The organism is Dysosmobacter acutus, from assembly GCF_018919205.1.
Taxonomy (GTDB): Bacteria; Bacillota; Clostridia; order Oscillospirales; family Oscillospiraceae; genus Oscillibacter; species Oscillibacter acutus.
On the sequence record NZ_JAHLQN010000001.1, the window covers coordinates 1,492,729 to 1,509,281 of the forward strand.

The 16,553-nt window shown below is 53.0% G+C and carries 18 protein-coding genes; 17 read left to right on the forward strand and 1 reads right to left on the reverse strand.

The window, feature by feature from the left end:
* Positions 1 to 17: 17 nt before the first annotated feature.
* A complete protein-coding gene (locus KQI82_RS07210; protein ID WP_216632167.1) occupies positions 18 to 290 on the reverse strand; it encodes an HU family DNA-binding protein in 273 nt (90 codons plus the stop codon).
* A gap of 106 nt (positions 291 to 396) precedes the next feature.
* Between KQI82_RS07210 and KQI82_RS07215 the strand changes: the two genes are divergently transcribed.
* The 17 genes from KQI82_RS07215 (at position 397) to KQI82_RS07295 (ending at position 16,472) form a co-directional block, all read left to right on the forward strand.
* A complete protein-coding gene (locus tag KQI82_RS07215) occupies positions 397 to 1,161 on the forward strand; it encodes an adenine nucleotide alpha hydrolase family protein (protein ID WP_216632168.1) in 765 nt (254 codons plus the stop codon).
* A gap of 14 nt (positions 1,162 to 1,175) precedes the next feature.
* Positions 1,176 to 1,817, forward strand: a complete 642-nt coding sequence (locus tag KQI82_RS07220; protein WP_216632169.1) for a hypothetical protein — start codon at positions 1,176 to 1,178, stop codon at positions 1,815 to 1,817.
* A complete protein-coding gene (locus KQI82_RS07225; RefSeq protein WP_216632170.1) occupies positions 1,814 to 2,587 on the forward strand; it encodes a DUF7768 domain-containing protein in 774 nt (257 codons plus the stop codon). The genes KQI82_RS07220 and KQI82_RS07225 overlap by 4 nt, the downstream gene beginning before the upstream one ends.
* Positions 2,588 to 3,178 carry a hypothetical protein gene (locus KQI82_RS07230; protein WP_216632171.1) on the forward strand — a complete coding sequence of 197 codons (591 nt, stop codon included), beginning with the start codon at positions 2,588 to 2,590 and terminating at the stop codon, positions 3,176 to 3,178.
* Positions 3,168 to 3,896 carry a DNA-methyltransferase gene (locus KQI82_RS07235; protein ID WP_216632172.1) on the forward strand — a complete coding sequence of 243 codons (729 nt, stop codon included), beginning with the start codon at positions 3,168 to 3,170 and terminating at the stop codon, positions 3,894 to 3,896. Before KQI82_RS07230 ends, KQI82_RS07235 begins: the two co-directional genes overlap by 11 nt.
* 93 nt (positions 3,897 to 3,989) lie before the next feature.
* Positions 3,990 to 4,262, forward strand: coding sequence for a hypothetical protein (locus tag KQI82_RS07240; RefSeq protein WP_147563492.1), 273 nt, complete (start codon positions 3,990 to 3,992; stop codon positions 4,260 to 4,262).
* A gap of 5 nt (positions 4,263 to 4,267) precedes the next feature.
* Positions 4,268 to 5,182 (forward strand): HipA domain-containing protein, encoded by a 915-nt coding sequence (locus KQI82_RS07245; protein WP_216632173.1) that lies wholly within the window; start codon positions 4,268 to 4,270, stop codon positions 5,180 to 5,182.
* Between the two features lie 155 nt (positions 5,183 to 5,337).
* The gene (locus tag KQI82_RS15880) at positions 5,338 to 5,868 is read left to right on the forward strand and encodes a plasmid mobilization protein (RefSeq protein WP_338148959.1); all 531 of its coding nucleotides are present in this window, start codon (positions 5,338 to 5,340) and stop codon (positions 5,866 to 5,868) included.
* Positions 5,868 to 7,274, forward strand: coding sequence for a relaxase/mobilization nuclease domain-containing protein (locus KQI82_RS07255; RefSeq protein WP_216632174.1), 1,407 nt, complete (start codon positions 5,868 to 5,870; stop codon positions 7,272 to 7,274). Before KQI82_RS15880 ends, KQI82_RS07255 begins: the two co-directional genes overlap by 1 nt.
* Complete coding sequence (locus tag KQI82_RS07260) at positions 7,255 to 7,989, forward strand: DUF3801 domain-containing protein (protein ID WP_216632175.1); 735 nt, start codon at positions 7,255 to 7,257, stop codon at positions 7,987 to 7,989. Before KQI82_RS07255 ends, KQI82_RS07260 begins: the two co-directional genes overlap by 20 nt.
* A 78-nt stretch (positions 7,990 to 8,067) precedes the next feature.
* The gene (locus tag KQI82_RS07265) at positions 8,068 to 10,962 is read left to right on the forward strand and encodes a DUF4368 domain-containing protein (RefSeq protein WP_478213755.1); all 2,895 of its coding nucleotides are present in this window, start codon (positions 8,068 to 8,070) and stop codon (positions 10,960 to 10,962) included.
* Complete coding sequence (locus KQI82_RS07270) at positions 10,959 to 11,303, forward strand: TnpV protein (protein WP_078785309.1); 345 nt, start codon at positions 10,959 to 10,961, stop codon at positions 11,301 to 11,303. Before KQI82_RS07265 ends, KQI82_RS07270 begins: the two co-directional genes overlap by 4 nt.
* A 231-nt stretch (positions 11,304 to 11,534) precedes the next feature.
* A complete protein-coding gene (locus KQI82_RS07275) occupies positions 11,535 to 11,699 on the forward strand; it encodes a hypothetical protein (protein WP_006060468.1) in 165 nt (54 codons plus the stop codon).
* A 365-nt stretch (positions 11,700 to 12,064) separates the two neighbouring features.
* Positions 12,065 to 12,655: a hypothetical protein gene (locus KQI82_RS07280; protein WP_044907645.1), complete on the forward strand. Its 591-nt coding sequence runs from the start codon at positions 12,065 to 12,067 to the stop codon at positions 12,653 to 12,655.
* A gap of 127 nt (positions 12,656 to 12,782) precedes the next feature.
* The gene (locus KQI82_RS07285; protein WP_110436881.1) at positions 12,783 to 13,142 is read left to right on the forward strand and encodes a DUF3847 domain-containing protein; all 360 of its coding nucleotides are present in this window, start codon (positions 12,783 to 12,785) and stop codon (positions 13,140 to 13,142) included.
* Entirely contained in the window at positions 13,108 to 14,604 is a 1,497-nt protein-coding gene (mobQ, locus tag KQI82_RS07290) for a MobQ family relaxase (protein ID WP_216632176.1), read from the forward strand. Before KQI82_RS07285 ends, mobQ begins: the two co-directional genes overlap by 35 nt.
* Positions 14,601 to 16,472 carry an AAA family ATPase gene (locus KQI82_RS07295; protein WP_216632177.1) on the forward strand — a complete coding sequence of 624 codons (1,872 nt, stop codon included), beginning with the start codon at positions 14,601 to 14,603 and terminating at the stop codon, positions 16,470 to 16,472. The genes mobQ and KQI82_RS07295 overlap by 4 nt, the downstream gene beginning before the upstream one ends.
* The last annotated feature ends 81 nt before the right edge of the window (positions 16,473 to 16,553 follow it).

Consider the following 16,553-nt stretch of genomic DNA (forward strand, 5'->3'; position numbering starts at 1 on the left):
CTCTCGCGGGCGTGTTATCACTGTACGGAATCCTTGAATGCCTTGCCGGGCTTGAAAGCCGGCGCTTTGGAAGCGGGGATTTCAATGGTGGCTCCGGTGGCGGGATTCTTGCCGGTGCGGGCGGCGCGCTCCTTCACCTCGAAGGTGCCAAAGCCCACCAGCTGTACCTTGTCACCGGACTTCAGCGCAGTCTGCAGCGTGTCGACAAACGCATTCAGAGCGGTGTCACAGTCCTTCTTGGTAAGGCCGCTGGCTTCCGCCATGGCGGTGAGCAGTTCTGTTTTATTCATCGTGTTTCGTCTCCTTCATATCTAAAATGACTGGAAATGATATGCGCTATTATAGCAGACTCTCCGCCTGCTGACAATACTGGCAGTAAAAACAGAATCAGAGAGGATGATCACGATTTCAAAAGAAAAGAAGAAAACCCTGCATATCGCGTCCTGCTCCTTCGGCAAAGACAGCCTTGCCACGATCCTGCTGGCGCTGGAGCACGGGGAACCGCTGGATGAAGCGGTCTACTGTGAGGTGATGTTCGATAAAAGGACCTCCGGCGAGGTGCCGGAGCATCGGGCATTCATCTATGAGACCGCGATCCCCAGGCTGGAACAGTTGGGGGTTCCGGTCCGTGTGCTGCGTTCGGATAAGACCTATCTGGACCTGTTTGCCGGAGCCATTACCCGCGGCCCGAAAAAAGGACTTCGGCGCGGATTCCCTCTGTGCGGGCATTGCTACGTTCAGCGGGACTGCAAGCTCCGTCCCATCCGCCGGTATAAGAGGACTCTGACGCCGGATACTGAGCAGTATGTGGGAATCGCCAGCGATGAGCCGGTGCGCTTGCGCCGCTTGCAGGAAAATCAGGTGTCCCTGCTGGAAAAATATCACTACACCGAAGAAGATGCAAAGCAACTCTGCCAAAAGGCAGGGCTGCTTTCTCCTGTCTATGCGTTTACCGACCGTGGCGGCTGCTGGTTCTGCCCGAATGCCAAGCGGAAGGAACTGCGGCACCTTTATGACCACCATCCGGAGCTGTGGGCAAGAATGCTGGAGCTGCAGGCCATGCCGGGAAAGGTGTCCGAGAAATTCAACCGCACGGAGCGCTTTTCCGACATCGATGCGGCATTCCGAAAAGAAGATGCCCTGTGCCAAAAAGCGGCATAAAAAAGAAAAAGGAGATGAGAACCATCAGCAATCAAAAATATGAGATCACAGACATTGCCCATGAGGAATATCCGTTCCTGCACCGCATCCGCGCACTGCGGGACATCTGCGGTGAGATCCGCGCAGGCGACATAGGTGGCTTCGTGGAAAGCGAAAGCAACCTGTCCGCGGAGCCGGGAGACTGCGCATGGATCTTCGATGACGCCATTGCAGCGGGTGACGCCTATGTGGATCGGGACGCCTGTCTGCGGGGCGACGCCATTGCCTGTGGCAGCGCCTATGTTTCAAAAGGCAGCGTGATGAGCGGCCACAGCCGCGCCGAGGACAACGCCTATCTCCGCGGAGCCTCCATGACCGGAAAAGCGCTGGCTTCCGGAAACGCGCAGATCATTCACAATCCCCATACGATGGGAACTCCCATCCTGTCCGGCAACTGCAAGGTGTATGGCACGGTGCAGGGGGATATCCGCATCACCGGTTCTGCCGTGATCCTGCCCTGCGAGGAAGTCCGCAACGATACAAGGGATACCTTTGTCCTGAGCGGCAAGAGCCGCAGCGTGATCCGCGGCATCGGGCGTGAGACCTTGAAACCTCTGCAAAAAGAAGTAAGTCCCATGAAAACAAAAACGCCAAAGAAACGAGGTGTGGAGCGATGACCGTATATGAGCAGGAGCTGCGAAAGCTGTTTGAACACAGCGATCTCGTGGATCAGCCTCAATTCTCCGGGCGTGTGTGCGTGGGAGATCTCGGAAAGGACCTGCGTGTACGGGCGGAGTTTCTCTCTACCCATATCTCCAGCCAATATGACGCCATCCGCCTCACGGTGCTCAACCGCACGGAGGGCGTGGTGGACCGGACGCTGCTGCGCTTTCAGGATGTCTGGGGTAAAAAGCAGGTGCCGAACAACCCCAACTTCCGCAGCGGCGTCATTCCCCACCTGTGGGATGACTACGGAAAAGTGGAATGGTACGCCTATCACCCCACTGCCGCGGACTATGCCGCTCTGCGGGATGCCGTCGGACAGTATCTGTCCGCATTCCGGGAGCGCACGCCGGAGCTGGAACGGAGCGGCCCCAAGCTGGTCTATATCTGTGCTCCGCTGCGGGGCGATGTGACAAACAATGTGGAGTTTGCGCGGCAGAAAGCGCAGGAGGTGTTTGTGGAGGGAAATATCCCTATCTGTTCGCATCTGCTGTTCCCGCCTGTCGCAGATCCCGACGATCCCGCCCAGGATGAAAAAGCCAGGGCGATGGGACTGCGCCTGCTGGAATCCTGCCAGCAGATGAATGTGTACGGTCCGGTCTGGACGGATGGGATGTGGCAGGAGATCTATAAAGCCGGTGAGCTGGGCATCCCCGTGTTGACGGATCAGAAAACCATTGGCCGGACGCCGCCTGCACGGCATCCCAAAAGAAAGGAGAGATAAATGCCAATTGAGAGGATCACTGCGGACGATCTGCGGGATATGGAGCATCAGGAGGGACTGGTGCTGCAGGGCTGCGGCGGCGAGGCGCGGGAGTGGCTGGATGGCATCAATGACCTGCTGACGCAGGACGGCATCCTGCAGAATGGCAGCCGCTTTGAGACGGTCAAGGTTTTTCAGCACGATGGACTCAACAATCTGCTGTTCCCCTTCGAGAACATTCAGGTGGATATGGGGAAGCTGGCGATGTGGCGTTTGCAGACCCACGGCGCATTCGGCGGCACATGGCTGTCCGACTATGTTCCCAACAGGCTGGGCGGGTTTCGCTCCGCCCGGCAGGAGAACCCCCGCCCTCTCTGCCCTCTGCTGGGGCAGGACGGCAACATCTTCCATCTGATGGGTATTGCCGCCAGAGTTCTTCGGCAGAATGGCATGGCGGCAGAAGCAAAGGAAATGCAGACCCGCATCATGGGCGGAGCGTGCCACAGCTACGAGGAAGCACTGGGAATCATCAGCGAATATGTGGAGACGGAGCTGTCTCCGCCCCGCGAAAATCGAACGAAAAAGAAGGAGAAGCATGAGCATGAGCGATAATCAGAAATGGAGCATCCTCCAGGGGGATGCCCTGAAGGTGCTGGGGACCTTTGCCCCCAACACCTTTGACGCGGTCATCACCGATCCGCCCTATGCGTCCGGTGGACGCACCCAGGCGGAGAAAAACAAATCCACAGCCAGGAAGTATTCCAGCATGGGCGAGAATGCGCCGCCCCCTTTCGATGGGGACGCCAAGGACCAGCGCTCCTGGACCCGTTGGGCGGCGGAGTGGTTGTATGAAGCGCGAAAGGTATGCAAGAGCGGTGCGCCGGTATGTATGTTTATCGACTGGCGGCAGCTTCCCGCGGCGACAGACGCTCTCCAGTGGGCCGGTTGGATCTGGCGAGGCACCACTGTCTGGGATAAGGGCAACAGCCGCCCGCAGAAGGGGCGCTTCCGCCAGCAGGCGGAATATATCGTCTGGGGCTCCAACGGCGATATGCCCATCAGCCGCCCAGTCCCGTGTCTGCCGGGGGTGTTCAAATACGGCAATCCCCAGAGCCGCATCCATCTGACGGAGAAGCCGCTGCAGTTGATGCGGGACATCGTGAAGATCACGGAACCGAGCGGGCATATTCTGGACCCCTTTGCTGGCAGCGGTACCACGGTGCTGGCGGCTGTGCAGGAGGGCTATACCGCAACCGGCATCGAAGTCACAGACACCTACGCGGAGCTGGCGCGGGAACGCATCCGAGCCGAACTGGAAAAGGCGGCATGATCTACTGGGCTGTCTGGCAACACTACTTGCTAAAACAGGGATAAGTCGGTATAATAAAAACAATAGAATGGTGCTACAAGCGAGGACGCAGGTATGAATGATCGAAACGCACAATATGATCCGGAAACGGGAAAGCCGCTGGACCAGTCCTATTTGGAATGTGGACTGCCGGAAGACCTCCACGAATCCATCCTGAGAATGGAGGAATCATGGAACATCATTGATAGCGGCAGGCAGGATAACCATTGGGATCTCTGGTGGTGCGACCTGAATGCGCTGATCAATTCATATGAAGTAGAGCAGGTCATCTCATCAGAACAGGCATGGTATCTGAGAGAAAAATATCTCCGTATGGGAAAGGAGTGAGTATAGTGCTTGATTTTACAGCCTTACCCACCCGCAATAAGTTTTATGCAGGAGCGAATGGCGCAAAGATCGCTGTCATTTACGACGGTGAACAGTATATGCTGAAATTCCCGGCACCCGCTCCTAAAAATAAAGAGTTGAGTTATGCCAATAGCTGCATTTCAGAATACATTGGCTGCCATATTTTCAACAGCGTTGGTATTGCCGCACAGGAAACGCTTCTGGGAATCTACAGAAAGAACGGTGCGGAAAAAATTGTTGTTGCCTGCAAGGATTTCACTTCACCAGGAATCGTGCTGCAGGACTTCGCATCTCTGAAAAATACGGTGATCAATTCCGGACACAGCGGCTATGGTACAGAACTGTCTGATATCACACAAGCTATGGAGGACCAGACAGCCTTTCCACCTGCGCTGCTGAAACAGCACTTCTGGGATATGTTCATTGTAGATGCCTTGATCGGCAACTGGGATCGGCATAACGGCAACTGGGGATTTCTGTATAATACCATGACGGATGAGATCCACTTGGCTCCTGTATATGACTGCGGCAGCAGCCTTTACCCACAGGCAGACGAAAGCATCATGCGAAATACACTGGAAAGCCAGAAAGAACAGGACCTTCGGACCTTTTCTCTACCTCTCTCCGGCATAAAGATCAACGGACAGAGAATCAATTATTTTAACTTCCTTTCGTCGTTGTCTTATCCGGATTGCAATGCGGCACTGAAGCGAATCCTTCCGAGAATCAATATGGAGCAAGTATTTGCAATCATCGATGAAACGCCATTTGCGTCTGATTTGCAAAAGCAGTTTTATAAGACCATGCTGCAGGCCAGAAAAGAGCGAATTCTCGATTTCTCAATGCGAAAATTGAAGAAGCGGGAGCGTTCAGCGCACGACCATGATTTTGAACGGTAATAATGACAGGCAGGGTGTCATCAAGACACCCTGCCGTTTCTATTTTGGGTGTTACATTGACACCCTGTGCGGAAGGACCCTGCGAAACCGGATGTCTGGCGCTGCTGCCAGGCATTTCTTTTTTCTGGAAAAGGTGCGGACCGTGTCCGCCTGTATTGGAATCAACCTACCTCTCAAAAAACGCCCCGCCGTCGGCGGGGAACAGCCAACGCCGCCGATGGCGGCGCTGGCGCAACGCCGCCGATGGCGGCGCTGGCGCAAGCATCGCGCAAATGTACATTTGCACAGCTTGCCGAGGATACCCCGGTCCCCTATGCCGCCTGCTGGCGGAAAAACTTGCGGCTATACGCCGCAGGAAGGAGAAAAATGTGGATGAGAACAAGAAAGAACACCATCTGCACATCGTACTGACAACACAGCAGTATCAGCTGCTGTGCTGTCAGGCCAAAGAGTGCAGGCTGACAAAACGGGCATATCTTGCACGGCTTATTGAGGGACGACCGGTCAAAGCCCGCCCTACAAAAGAAATTAAAGAGCTCCGGACGGAAATACATCATATCGGCAACAACATCAACCAGATCGCCCGCAGCGTCAATGCAGGAATTGCGAAGCCGGAGGATGCCAAACGGGGACTCTATCTTCTGGATCAGGTATATGAGCTTATGTTCCGGATAGCGAATAAGTAATGGCTGTTACGAAAATCCTGCCCCGTAACGGCGGCTTAAAAGAAGCTATTGATTATGTTCTGAACGGTGACAAAACGGATGGGCATATTTTAACAGCACATTTTAATTGCGATCCAGGGAGAGAGTACCGCGAGATGATGAAAACAAAGCTGGAAACCGGACGATTGGATAAGCGTCAATGCTATCACATCATTCAATCGTTCAAGCCTGGTGAAATCACACCTGAACTTGCTTTAGAAATTGCTAAAGCATTTGCGCAGGAACACTTGGACGGCTTTGAGGTTGTGATTGGGACCCATGTAGACCGGCATCATATCCATTCACATATCGTATTTAATTCGGTGAATGCAGATACCGGCGAAAAGTATCACAGTACGCAGCAAAGCTACTACCAGCAGATCCGTGCCATTTCAGACCGGCTCTGCCGGGAGCATGGATTGTCCGTCATCGTGCAGGGCGAGCCTGCCAGGTCGGTCAGCTACATCGAGTGGCTGCGCCAGTCCAAAGGGCAGCCCACCTTCCGCTCCATGCTGGAGGCAGATCTGCGGGATGCTATCCGGGACGCCAACGACCTCGGCCACTTCTTCCTGCTCATGGAGCATAAGGGGTATGAGATCCATCATGGAGGCAGGCTCGGCTTCCGCCTGCGAGGACAGGACCGATACCAGTACCCCGGCAGGCGAGATCCGCTGTTCACAGAGGACGGTATCCGCACTGCCATCCAGGGCAACCTGGAACAGATTGAAGCGGGACTGCGGCCTGTCTTGCCTGCGCGGCCGGCGTATCAGCCGTACCGGAAACATCCCAAGTACAGCGGCTTCCTTGCCCTCTATGTCCATTATCTCTATCTGCTGGGCAAGATCGGAAAGCGGCAGTATCCGCCCCGCATGACACCGCATCTGCGGCAGGCGGTCATGCGCTTTGAACGGTATCAGGCACAGTTCGCGTTCCTGCGGAAAAATGACATCACAACGCCTGCTGACATGGCGGCATTCGAACAACGCACAGAGGAAACGCTGGGCAGATTGACAAAGCAGCGGACCCTCCTCAATGTGCGGAAGAAGAAACGCCAGCCGCTCTACGCGGCGCTGGCAGACGCGGAGGCGCTGGAACCCAGCAAGGCGTTATACGAGGAAGGGCTCATCGGCATGGAGCAGGAATTCGAGCAGTATATGAAAGCCGTGAAGCTGCTGGAGGACAGCGGCATTCCGCAGGAAGTGCTGAAGAAAGAAAAGGCAGAAGTGTATGAACAGCTCTCAGAGGTGAATCGGGAGATCCGGGCGGAGCGGGAAAAGTGGAAGCTCTGCCGGGAGATCTGCCAGCAGACGCCTGTAATGGAGCAGGACATCCAGAAAACAGAAGAACACCAGAAGGAGGTGCGGGAGCATGAACATCGGAGGCGGTGAAGCGGCGGACCAGCTGGTACGCATGATGCTCTCCGGTAGCGAGGTCGCTGTCCGGCTGAGCGGCTCCGCCATCAAAAATATGCTGGCGCTCACTATGGCGCTGGCAAAAAACCACAAGACCATTTCCGGTAAAGTCAATCTGGTCAAGATGCTGAAGGAGACCCGCGATGTGCGGCGATTTTCCATGTCACCGGAACAGTATCAGCAATTCAGGCAGCGGGCAGGAAAACAGAAGATCCTGTTCTCTGCCATCCGTGATTCGGATAACAAGGGAAAAGTCGTGGATGTGATCATGCCGGTAACGGAGATCGACCGCGCCAATATGATCTTTGAGCGCATCCGATATACCGGGCAGCCGGAGCAGGCGCGGCAGGATGCCCCCTCTAAGGAGCAGGAAGCCCGTGTGGGACAGGAGGCGCCGCAGCGCGAACAGCAACGCCCCCAGCAGGGGGAAACGCCTGTGACACCGCCTGTGGGCAAGCGGCAGGAGGTGGCGCCAAAAAAAGAATCTCGGTCGGGAACAGACTTGCCAGATACCAAAGGCAGATCGACCTCATTCAGCGACAGGGAAACGGCTGCCGGGACGATGACGAATGAGCGGTCTTCGGTTCTGGAACGGCTGAAAGGGTATCAGGCGCAGCTGGATACCCGGCAGAAGTCTGCCCCGGCCAAGGAAAAGGTCCGTCAAAAAGTACGACCGGACAGGACAAAGTAAGAAAGCCGTTTCGTCAGCAAGGCCGGCAGAGTGGAATGCTTTGCCGGCCTCGTATTTTTTATGCAGGAGGTGATGCGGCTGAAAAAGACATCCCAAACAACGGATCTGGTACTTGCGCTGTTCCTCTATATCCCTGTGATATGGGCGGCGCTGCTGATCGCCCAGTCCCTTGGCGGCGGTCTGCCGGAGCTGCTATCAAACTTAACTGCCGCGCTGGAACGGCCTTTCCAGATCCAATGGACAGACAAGAGCCTGTTGTCCATTCTCGTCTGCACCGGCGCATATCTCATGGGGCTGTGTCTCTATGCTTCCGGACAGGGCAGAACACGGGACGGAGAGGAACACGGCTCCGCCGCATGGGGCTCTCCCCGGCAGCTCAACGCGCAGTTCCGGCAGAAGGAGAACAAGATCCTCACCCGCCATGTGCGGCTGGGGCTGGATACCCACAAGCACCGGCGCTCACTGAATGTGCTGGTCATTGGCGGCAGCGGCGCCGCCAAGACGCGCGGCTATGTCAAGCCCAACATTCTGGAAGCAAACAGCAACTATGTGATCACGGACCCGAAGATGGAGGTGCTGACCGCCACCGGAGGGTATCTGAAACGGCAGGGATACGACATCCGAGTGCTGAATCTGGTAGATCTGTCGCAGTCGGACGGCTATAACCCGTTCCGCTATCTGCGGGATGAAAAGGACGCGCTGAAGCTGGTGAACACGCTGATTCAGGCGACCACGCCCAAGGGCAGTCACGAGTCCGATCCGTTCTGGTCGAAGTCCGAGACAGCACTGCTGCAGGCCATCATCCTCATGCTGTTCCAGGAAGCGCCGGAATATGAGCAGAATTTTTCAATGGTGCTGCGTGTGCTGGAATATGCCGAAGTGAAGGAGGACGATGACGAGTATGTCTCCCCGCTGGATCTGCTGTTCCGGGCAATGGAGTATGAGAACCCGGAAAGTGTTGCCCTGCGTCAATATAAGGTTTTTAAGCAGGCGGCGGGTGTTGTATGCTCTAAAAGACTTCTTAATCAAGCGGTTGGGAAGTCTCTTAGAACACATAACCTAAAATCGAAGAAAGGAGCGCAAGCGATGAGAAAAAACGAGAAAATCACAGCTCTGTACGAACGACTGAGCCGTGATGACTTTGGCAAAGATGATGACCAGCAGCGTGAGAGCAATTCCATTTCCAATCAAAAGGCTATGTTGGAGGAGTTCGCCGCACGGCAGGGGTTTACGAACATTGTCCATTTCACGGACGATGGCATTAGTGGTACTTGCTTTGACCGTCCCGGATTTCTGGCAATGATGAAAGAGGTGGAAGCCGGGAATGTGGAGTACCTGTGTATCAAGGACATGAGCCGCATGGGTCGTGACTATCTGAAAGTCGGTCAGATTATGGAAATCCTGCGTCAGCGTAGCGTGCGACTTATCGCTATCAATGACGGCGTGGATAGTGCCAGAGGTGACGATGATTTTACCCCTTTCCGCAACATTATGAACGAGTATTACGCCAGAGACACCAGCCGTAAAATCCGTTCCACTTTCCAGTCCAAAGGCAAGTCCGGCAAGCACCTCACAGGCACGGTCATTTACGGCTATCTCTGGAACGAAGCCAGAGACCAATGGTTGGTTGACCCCGAAGCCGCTGATGTGGTCAAGCGCATCTTTGCCATGACGATTGAGGGCTACGGTCCGTATCAGATCGCCAGCAAGCTGAAAGAAGAAAAAATCCTCATTCCGTCCGCTTACCTTGCCCAGCACGGCGAGGGTGTGAATAAAAACAAGACTTTCAAAGATGTGTACGGCTGGGGTTCTTCCACCATCTGCAACATTCTTGAAAAGCGTGAATATCTGGGACACACCATCAACTTCAAGACTCGAAAGCACTTCAAGGACAAGAAAAGCCATTATGTCCCGGAGGACGAATGGACGATTTTCGAGAATACCCATGAAGCTATCATTGACCAGCAGACCTTTGACCTTGTGCAGAAAATCCGTGGGAATGTCAGACGCTACCCGGACGGCTGGGGCGAAGCAGCTCCCCTCACAGGCTTGCTTTATTGTGCCGATTGCGGCGGCAAGATGTATGTCCACCGTACCAACAACGGCAAGCGTATTTCTCAATATACCTGTTCCCAATACAGCAAAGTCCCAGTTGGAAAGCTCTGCACGACACAGCACCGTATCAATGAAGATGTGGTACTGTCCCTTGTTTCCGAAATGCTCAAAGCTATTGCCGAGTATGCCAAGCATGACCGAGCCGAGTTTGTCCGTGTGGTGCAGGAAGCGCAGTCCAGCCAGCAGACGGCAGAGGTCAGAAAACAGCGCACACGCCTTGCCACAGCAAAGCAGAGAGTTTCCGAGCTGGAAGTCCTGCTCTGCAAAATCTATGAGGACAACATTTTAGGCAAGCTGTCCGACAGCAGATACGCCACTCTGGACGCTCAATACGAAAAGGAACAGTCCGAGCTTACCGCTGAAATCTCTGTTCTGGAAAAGGCTGTCAAGAGCTATGAGAAGCACGAAAAGGACGCTGACCGTTTTATCGCTCTGATTGACAAATATGAGAACTTCGACAAGCTGACCATTGCCATGCTCAACGAGTTTATCGAGAAAATCCTTGTGCATGAGCGTGACCGCAAGGGCAGTATACAGACCACACAGGAGGTCGAGATTTACTTCAATTTTGTCGGGCGATTTGTTCCTCCGGCGTTTGGAGAAGTGGAGCTTACCCCAGAGGAATTAGAAGAAATCCGCAAGCGTGAGGAACGCAAAGACAGGCTTCATCAGAACTACTTGAAGCGGAAAGCCAGCGGAGCGCAGAAGCGATACGAGGACAAAATCAAGGGGAGAAAAAAGGCAGAAATCGAAGCCAAGAAAGCCGCCATTCGTGCGGAGGATATTGCAAAGGGCGTGTTCGTTCCCGCCAGCAGTTTACCGCAGAGAGAGCCGATGAAAGGAGTACAAACAGCATGAATATCACTTACACACGGAACGGCGATTATCTTATCCCGAACATCATTATCCGCAAGACCAAGCCCATCGGACACTACGGCAGACTTCGCAAGGCGTATTTAGAAATGCACCGCCCGATACTGTTCAATGAACTGGTGCTATCCGACAAGCTCTTTGAACATTGCGCCGAGATTGAAGAAGCGGCACGAAAACGCATGGAGCTGATCGTGCCGAAGCTGGCAAAGCAGTACGGCGTGACCGAGCAACTGAAAGCCGATAATCAAATGGAATGGGTGCGGCAGATGAACGCTTGCAAGGCACAGGCAGAGGAGATTGTGAAAGCGGAATTGATTTATGATTGAGCGAGGAAGTCCGGGCAGAAAACTGTTCGGACTTTTCTCATATAGTCCAAAGTTGCGGTAGAACTGTTCACAAGTTTTATGGTATAATTTGAATACGAAAATTAAGCAACAAATCGGAATTTGCAAAGGAGCGTGATTGTATATTTTGTTGGACGCGTTGTTGGAAATGTTGTGCCGTTTAAGTTGGATAGGTAGACGAGCGACAATTTGAAGTTGTGGAGGAAAAGCATTATGAAAAAAATTATGTTTGGTAACAGTTTAATGCTCTTAGGTATTGCAATAATGATTCTTGCAGGTTTAGAGCTGATATACATTGGTATTGTGTGGGCGTCTTTTCTTTTAATACCTGTAGGATTTATTATGGCTGTTATAGGGTTTTTTAGCAAAGACAGTTAAATTCCAGTTTGTCGCACTGATAAAAACCCTTTAGGAACTAAAGGGCGCACTTCTATACTCTCCTATCGGGAGTATGTGCGTCCTGCGGAGCTTCGTTCCCGGTCAGCAGAAGAAAACTGCACGACCGAGAATGTTTCGTCACTTCGTTCCGTCAAGGGAGCTACACTCCCTTGCGACGCTTGTGCGTCTATCCCTTGTGGACTTGCCGTCCGCAAACAGCATAAAATGCTGTTCGCCGCCAGCAAGTTTGAAGGCGAATAAAATGAATTTTATGGAACAAGCAAATCGTTGTTTGGCGATTTGGTAAATCCCAATAAATTAAGTTTATAGGGAACAGAAAATTTGAATTTTGTGGAGGCACATCAATGGAAACGATTTACGAAAAGTATATGGCACTTCCCATAGATAAGGGACTTTTATGTTTAGAATATGGAGATATTGCAGACCCGTATTTTTGCTATCCCGTCAACGCAAAGCCAATCGGATTTGAAGGATGTATTCTGTATTGCTTTTTGCCGGAATATGGAGAAATGGTATTTGCCTGCAATCCAGAAAGTTGTGTAGACCAAAATGTATATCCATTAGCGGCAAATTTTGAAGATTTTATCCGTTTAATCTTGGCTTGTGGTACTGCTAACCCATTGGAGCAAATCGTTTGGATGGATAAAAATAAATTTGAAGAACACATGGCAAACGAAGAAAAAATACTGACCGATGAGCAGAGGACAGCGGCACAACAGCTACAGCGGGCATTAAGTTTGTTACCAATAGAAAATCCGTTTGAATATGTCAAATCCATTCAAAAAGATTTTGATGGTAGTAAAATACAATACAGTGATGAATACTATGAAGTTACCGGCATAGAGAACCCTAAAGGAACTAACACCCAAGATAAGCATTTAGTTGAATTTGAACCTGTCGTTTTTGAATTTAACCGCAAACAAGATAGCGACTAACAACTTCCAGTTTGTCTAACTGAACACAAAAACCGAATACCGAAAATCAGACCGTTGACTGGTCGCACTATGCGAAAAGTTGACGGTCTTTTTTATCCCCAAAATCAAAAAAAGGAGGTCAATCACAATGACAAAACCGAAAACCCTTGACCAGCTTCGAGCCGAAAAGGAACGAGCCGAGACGCAGCTTGCACAGGAGAAGCACAAGCTCAACCGTCTTGAAAACAGAAAGAAATATCTGGAGAAAGGCGAAAGGCAGAAACGCACCCACCGCCTTTGCAATCTGGGCGGCACGATTGAGAGCCTTGCCCCGGAGGTCAAAGATCTCACACGCACCGAAATGACAGAGCTGATGGAACACATCTTTTCCCTGTCCGAAGTCCAGCGAGCCGTCCGTCACATGGCGATTACCCATATCAGCCAAGCAAACAGAGAAAAGGAGTTGAAAGCCGATGGCACTATTTCATCTGAGCGTCACGCAGACTAAGCGAAGCGCAGGACAGTCCGCTATCGCTTCTGCCGCCTACCGAGCCGGGGAGCGATTGTATAGCGAGTATTACGGCGAATACAGCGACTACACACGCAAGGGCGGCGTGATCTGCTCTGACATTCTCCTGCCGTCCCATGCACCGCCCGAATACGCAGACCGCCAGACCCTATGGAACGCCGTGGAAAAAGCCGAGCGTGGAAAGAACGCACAGCTTGCATACAGCTTTGACATTGCCTTGCAGAATGAATTTTCCCTTGAGGAAAACATCGCTCTTGCAAGGCAATTTTTGTTGGAGAACTTTGTGAGCCGGGGCATGGTGGTTGACTTCGCCGTACACCAGCCAGACCGGGAGGACGGCGGCATACCAAACCCGCATTTTCATGTGCTTTGCCCCATCCGCCCCATCGAGCAGAACGGCAAATGGGGACTAAAGCAACGCCGGGTGTATGAGCTGGACGAGGACGGCAACCGTATCCGAGACGCAGACGGAAAGTTTGTGTTCAACGCCGTTCCCACTACCGACTGGGGCAGTCCCGAAACGCTGGAATACTGGCGGCAGACATGGGCGGAGCTATGCAATGCCAAGTTTGCGGAAAAAGGTATTGATGTTCGTATCGACCACCGCAGCTATGAACGGCAAGGCGTGGATTTACTTCCCACCGTCCATGAGGGCGCAACCGTCCGGGCAATGGAGAAGAAAGGCATACGCACCGAGAAAGGCGAGTTCAATCGCTGGATTAGAGCCACCAATGCCGTTATCCGGGACATCAAGAAGAAAATCACTCTCCTGTTTGATTGGATTGCCGAAGCAAAAGCGGAGCTTGCCAAGCCGCAGGCACCCGACCTTGTTTCTCTGCTGAACGCCTATTACACCCAGCGCAGAGCCGGGGCATATTCGCAGAAAGGCAAGGTCAGCAACCTAAAGGAGATGAACGAGACTTTCAATTATCTCCGGGCAAACGGCATTTACTCCCTTGAAGATTTGGAAAGCCGTGTCAGCGAACACAGTGCTGCCACAGAGAGCTTGAAGAAAACGCTGGACGAACAGACCGCCCGAATGAAAGCAATTAAGCAGCTCTATGACAGCTCCGCTGCTTTCCAGAGCTTGAAGCCTGTCTATGACGGCTTGCAGAAAATCAAGTTTGAGAAGCCCAGAGCCAAGTACAAGGCAGAGCATGAAGCGGAACTGAAACAGTTCTACGCCGCCAGACGAAAGCTGACCGGGGAGTTCCCAGACGGCAAGGTGGATATGAAAAAGCTGTCCGACGAGTATGACGAGCTGGAACAGGCGCACAACACCACCTATGGCGAGTTTAAGACCGTCAGAGACGATTTACACCGCCTTTGGAAGGTCAAGTCATGTGTAGATACTGCCGCCCGATTTAACGAGCGCACAGAGGAACAAAAGCTCCAAAATCGACCCCAAACACGACAGAAAAAGGAGGAACTATCCCGATGAATTACACCCAAGCACAGATTGACCGGGCAAACGCCGTCAGTCTGGAAGATTTTCTCCGCACACAGGGAGAGACACTTATCAAAAGCGGACGAGAATACCGCTGGAAAGAACATGACAGCCTGACCGTCCGGGGAAACAAGTGGTTTCGACACAGCCAGAGCAAGGGCGGCTATCCCATTGATTTTGTCATGGAGTTTTACGGCAAATCCTTTTCCGAAGCTGTCCAGCTCTTAACCGGCGAAAGCGGCGAAGGACAGACCGAAGCCACCACAGCACCGCCCACAGCGTTCCACTTGCCCTTGCACAACCGAACAGCCGACAGAGCAATTCAATATCTTTGCGAAAGCCGAGGTCTCAACCCGAAACTGGTTGAGGCTTTTCTTCTTTCCGGGGATATTTACGAGGACGCAAAGCGGCACAATGTTGTCTTTGTTGGCAGAGACCGAAGCGGTACGCCAAGATACGCCCATGTGCGAGGAACGGCAGACCCATTCAGACAGGATATTACCGGGTCTGACAAGTCCTATCCGTTCCGCTATGAGGGAAACGGCAACCAGCTTTTTGTTTTTGAAGCACCGATTGACCTTTTGTCCTTTATCTGCCTTTATCCGCAGGACTGGCAGACAAGGAGCTACCTTGCCCTGGGCGGCGTTTCAGGCAAAGCCCTTGACCGTTTTCTTTCTGAACGCAAGGACACCCGAAAAGTGTTCCTCTGCCTTGACAGCGACACCGCAGGAAGTGAAGCCTGCACCCGGCTGGAACAGGACATTCCCGGCGAGATCGCCGTCATTCGCCTTGTCCCGGCAAGGAAAGACTGGAACGATGTTCTCCGTCAGCAAGGGGACATTCCGAGCCGCAAATTCATAGCCGAGACAATCACGCTGCGAGAGCTGCCCACCGCCCAGCCTGTTCCCATGCTCCGCATGGCAGATGTGGAGCTGACGAGTGTGGAATGGCTATGGTTTCCCTATATCCCCTTTGGAAAGCTGACGATCATACAGGGCAACCCCGGCGAGGGCAAGACCTACTTTGCCATGCGTCTTGCGGCGGCTTGCACCAACCGAAAGCCTTTACCCGGTATGGAGACCCTTGAGCCTTTCAACATCATCTATCAGACCGCAGAGGACGGTCTGGGCGATACCGTCAAGCCCCGACTGATGGAAGCGGAAGCAGACCTTGAAAGAGTGCTTGTCATTGACGATAGGGACACACCGCTGACCCTTGCCGATGAGCGCATAGCAAGGGCAATCCGGGAAAACAACGCAAGGCTTGTTATCATTGACCCGGTACAGGCGTTTCTGGGCGCAGATGTGGACATGAACAGAGCAAACGAGGTGCGCCCGATATTCCGCAGTCTGGGAGACATTGCACAGGCTACCGGGTGCGCTATCGTGCTGATTGGACACCTGAACAAAGCCGCAGGAACGCAAAGCACCTACCGGGGATTGGGGTCTATCGACATTACGGCGGCAGTCCGCAGTCTGCTCTTTATCGGTAAGCTGAAGGACAGCCCCACAACAAGGGTACTTATCCATGAGAAAAGCTCCCTTGCGCCGCCCGGACAGTCCCTTGCCTTTTCTCTGGGAGACGAGAAAGGCTTTGAGTGGATAGGAGCTTATGACATTACCGCTGACGAGCTTCTTGCCGGGACAGACACCGCAAAGACCGAGAGCAAGACCGCACAGGCGCAAATGCTCATTCTGGAATTGCTTGCAAACGGAAAGCGTATGCCGAGTGCAGAGCTGGAAAAGGCAGTCAATGAGCGTGGGATTTCCTCACGCACCATGAGAACGGCAAAGAGCCGTATCGGAGACAGGCTTGTGACCGAGAAAGACAGCACAGCATGGGTCTGCTATCTCCGAGACTGACAACAGGAACACGGCAAGCGTGGCAAAGACGGCAAGGTTTTTATAGATACCTTAATGTTGCCGCCTTGCCTTCTTCCCTCA

Coding starts and splice junctions, on each gene's coding strand:
- KQI82_RS07275 (WP_006060468.1), top strand. CDS start 11,535: ATGAAAAAAATTATGTTTGGTAACAGTTTAATGCTCTTAGGTATTGCA.
- KQI82_RS07285 (WP_110436881.1), top strand. CDS start 12,783: ATGACAAAACCGAAAACCCTTGACCAGCTTCGAGCCGAAAAGGAACGA.
- KQI82_RS07225 (WP_216632170.1), top strand. CDS start 1,814: ATGACCGTATATGAGCAGGAGCTGCGAAAGCTGTTTGAACACAGCGAT.
- mobQ (WP_216632176.1), top strand. CDS start 13,108: ATGGCACTATTTCATCTGAGCGTCACGCAGACTAAGCGAAGCGCAGGA.
- KQI82_RS07235 (WP_216632172.1), top strand. CDS start 3,168: ATGAGCGATAATCAGAAATGGAGCATCCTCCAGGGGGATGCCCTGAAG.
- KQI82_RS07220 (WP_216632169.1), top strand. CDS start 1,176: ATGAGAACCATCAGCAATCAAAAATATGAGATCACAGACATTGCCCAT.
- KQI82_RS07240 (WP_147563492.1), top strand. CDS start 3,990: ATGAATGATCGAAACGCACAATATGATCCGGAAACGGGAAAGCCGCTG.
- KQI82_RS07260 (WP_216632175.1), top strand. CDS start 7,255: ATGAACATCGGAGGCGGTGAAGCGGCGGACCAGCTGGTACGCATGATG.
- KQI82_RS07255 (WP_216632174.1), top strand. CDS start 5,868: ATGGCTGTTACGAAAATCCTGCCCCGTAACGGCGGCTTAAAAGAAGCT.
- KQI82_RS07295 (WP_216632177.1), top strand. CDS start 14,601: ATGAATTACACCCAAGCACAGATTGACCGGGCAAACGCCGTCAGTCTG.
- KQI82_RS07230 (WP_216632171.1), top strand. CDS start 2,588: ATGCCAATTGAGAGGATCACTGCGGACGATCTGCGGGATATGGAGCAT.
- KQI82_RS07270 (WP_078785309.1), top strand. CDS start 10,959: ATGAATATCACTTACACACGGAACGGCGATTATCTTATCCCGAACATC.
- KQI82_RS07215 (WP_216632168.1), top strand. CDS start 397: ATGATCACGATTTCAAAAGAAAAGAAGAAAACCCTGCATATCGCGTCC.
- KQI82_RS07280 (WP_044907645.1), top strand. CDS start 12,065: ATGGAAACGATTTACGAAAAGTATATGGCACTTCCCATAGATAAGGGA.
- KQI82_RS07210 (WP_216632167.1), bottom strand. CDS start 290: ATGAATAAAACAGAACTGCTCACCGCCATGGCGGAAGCCAGCGGCCTT.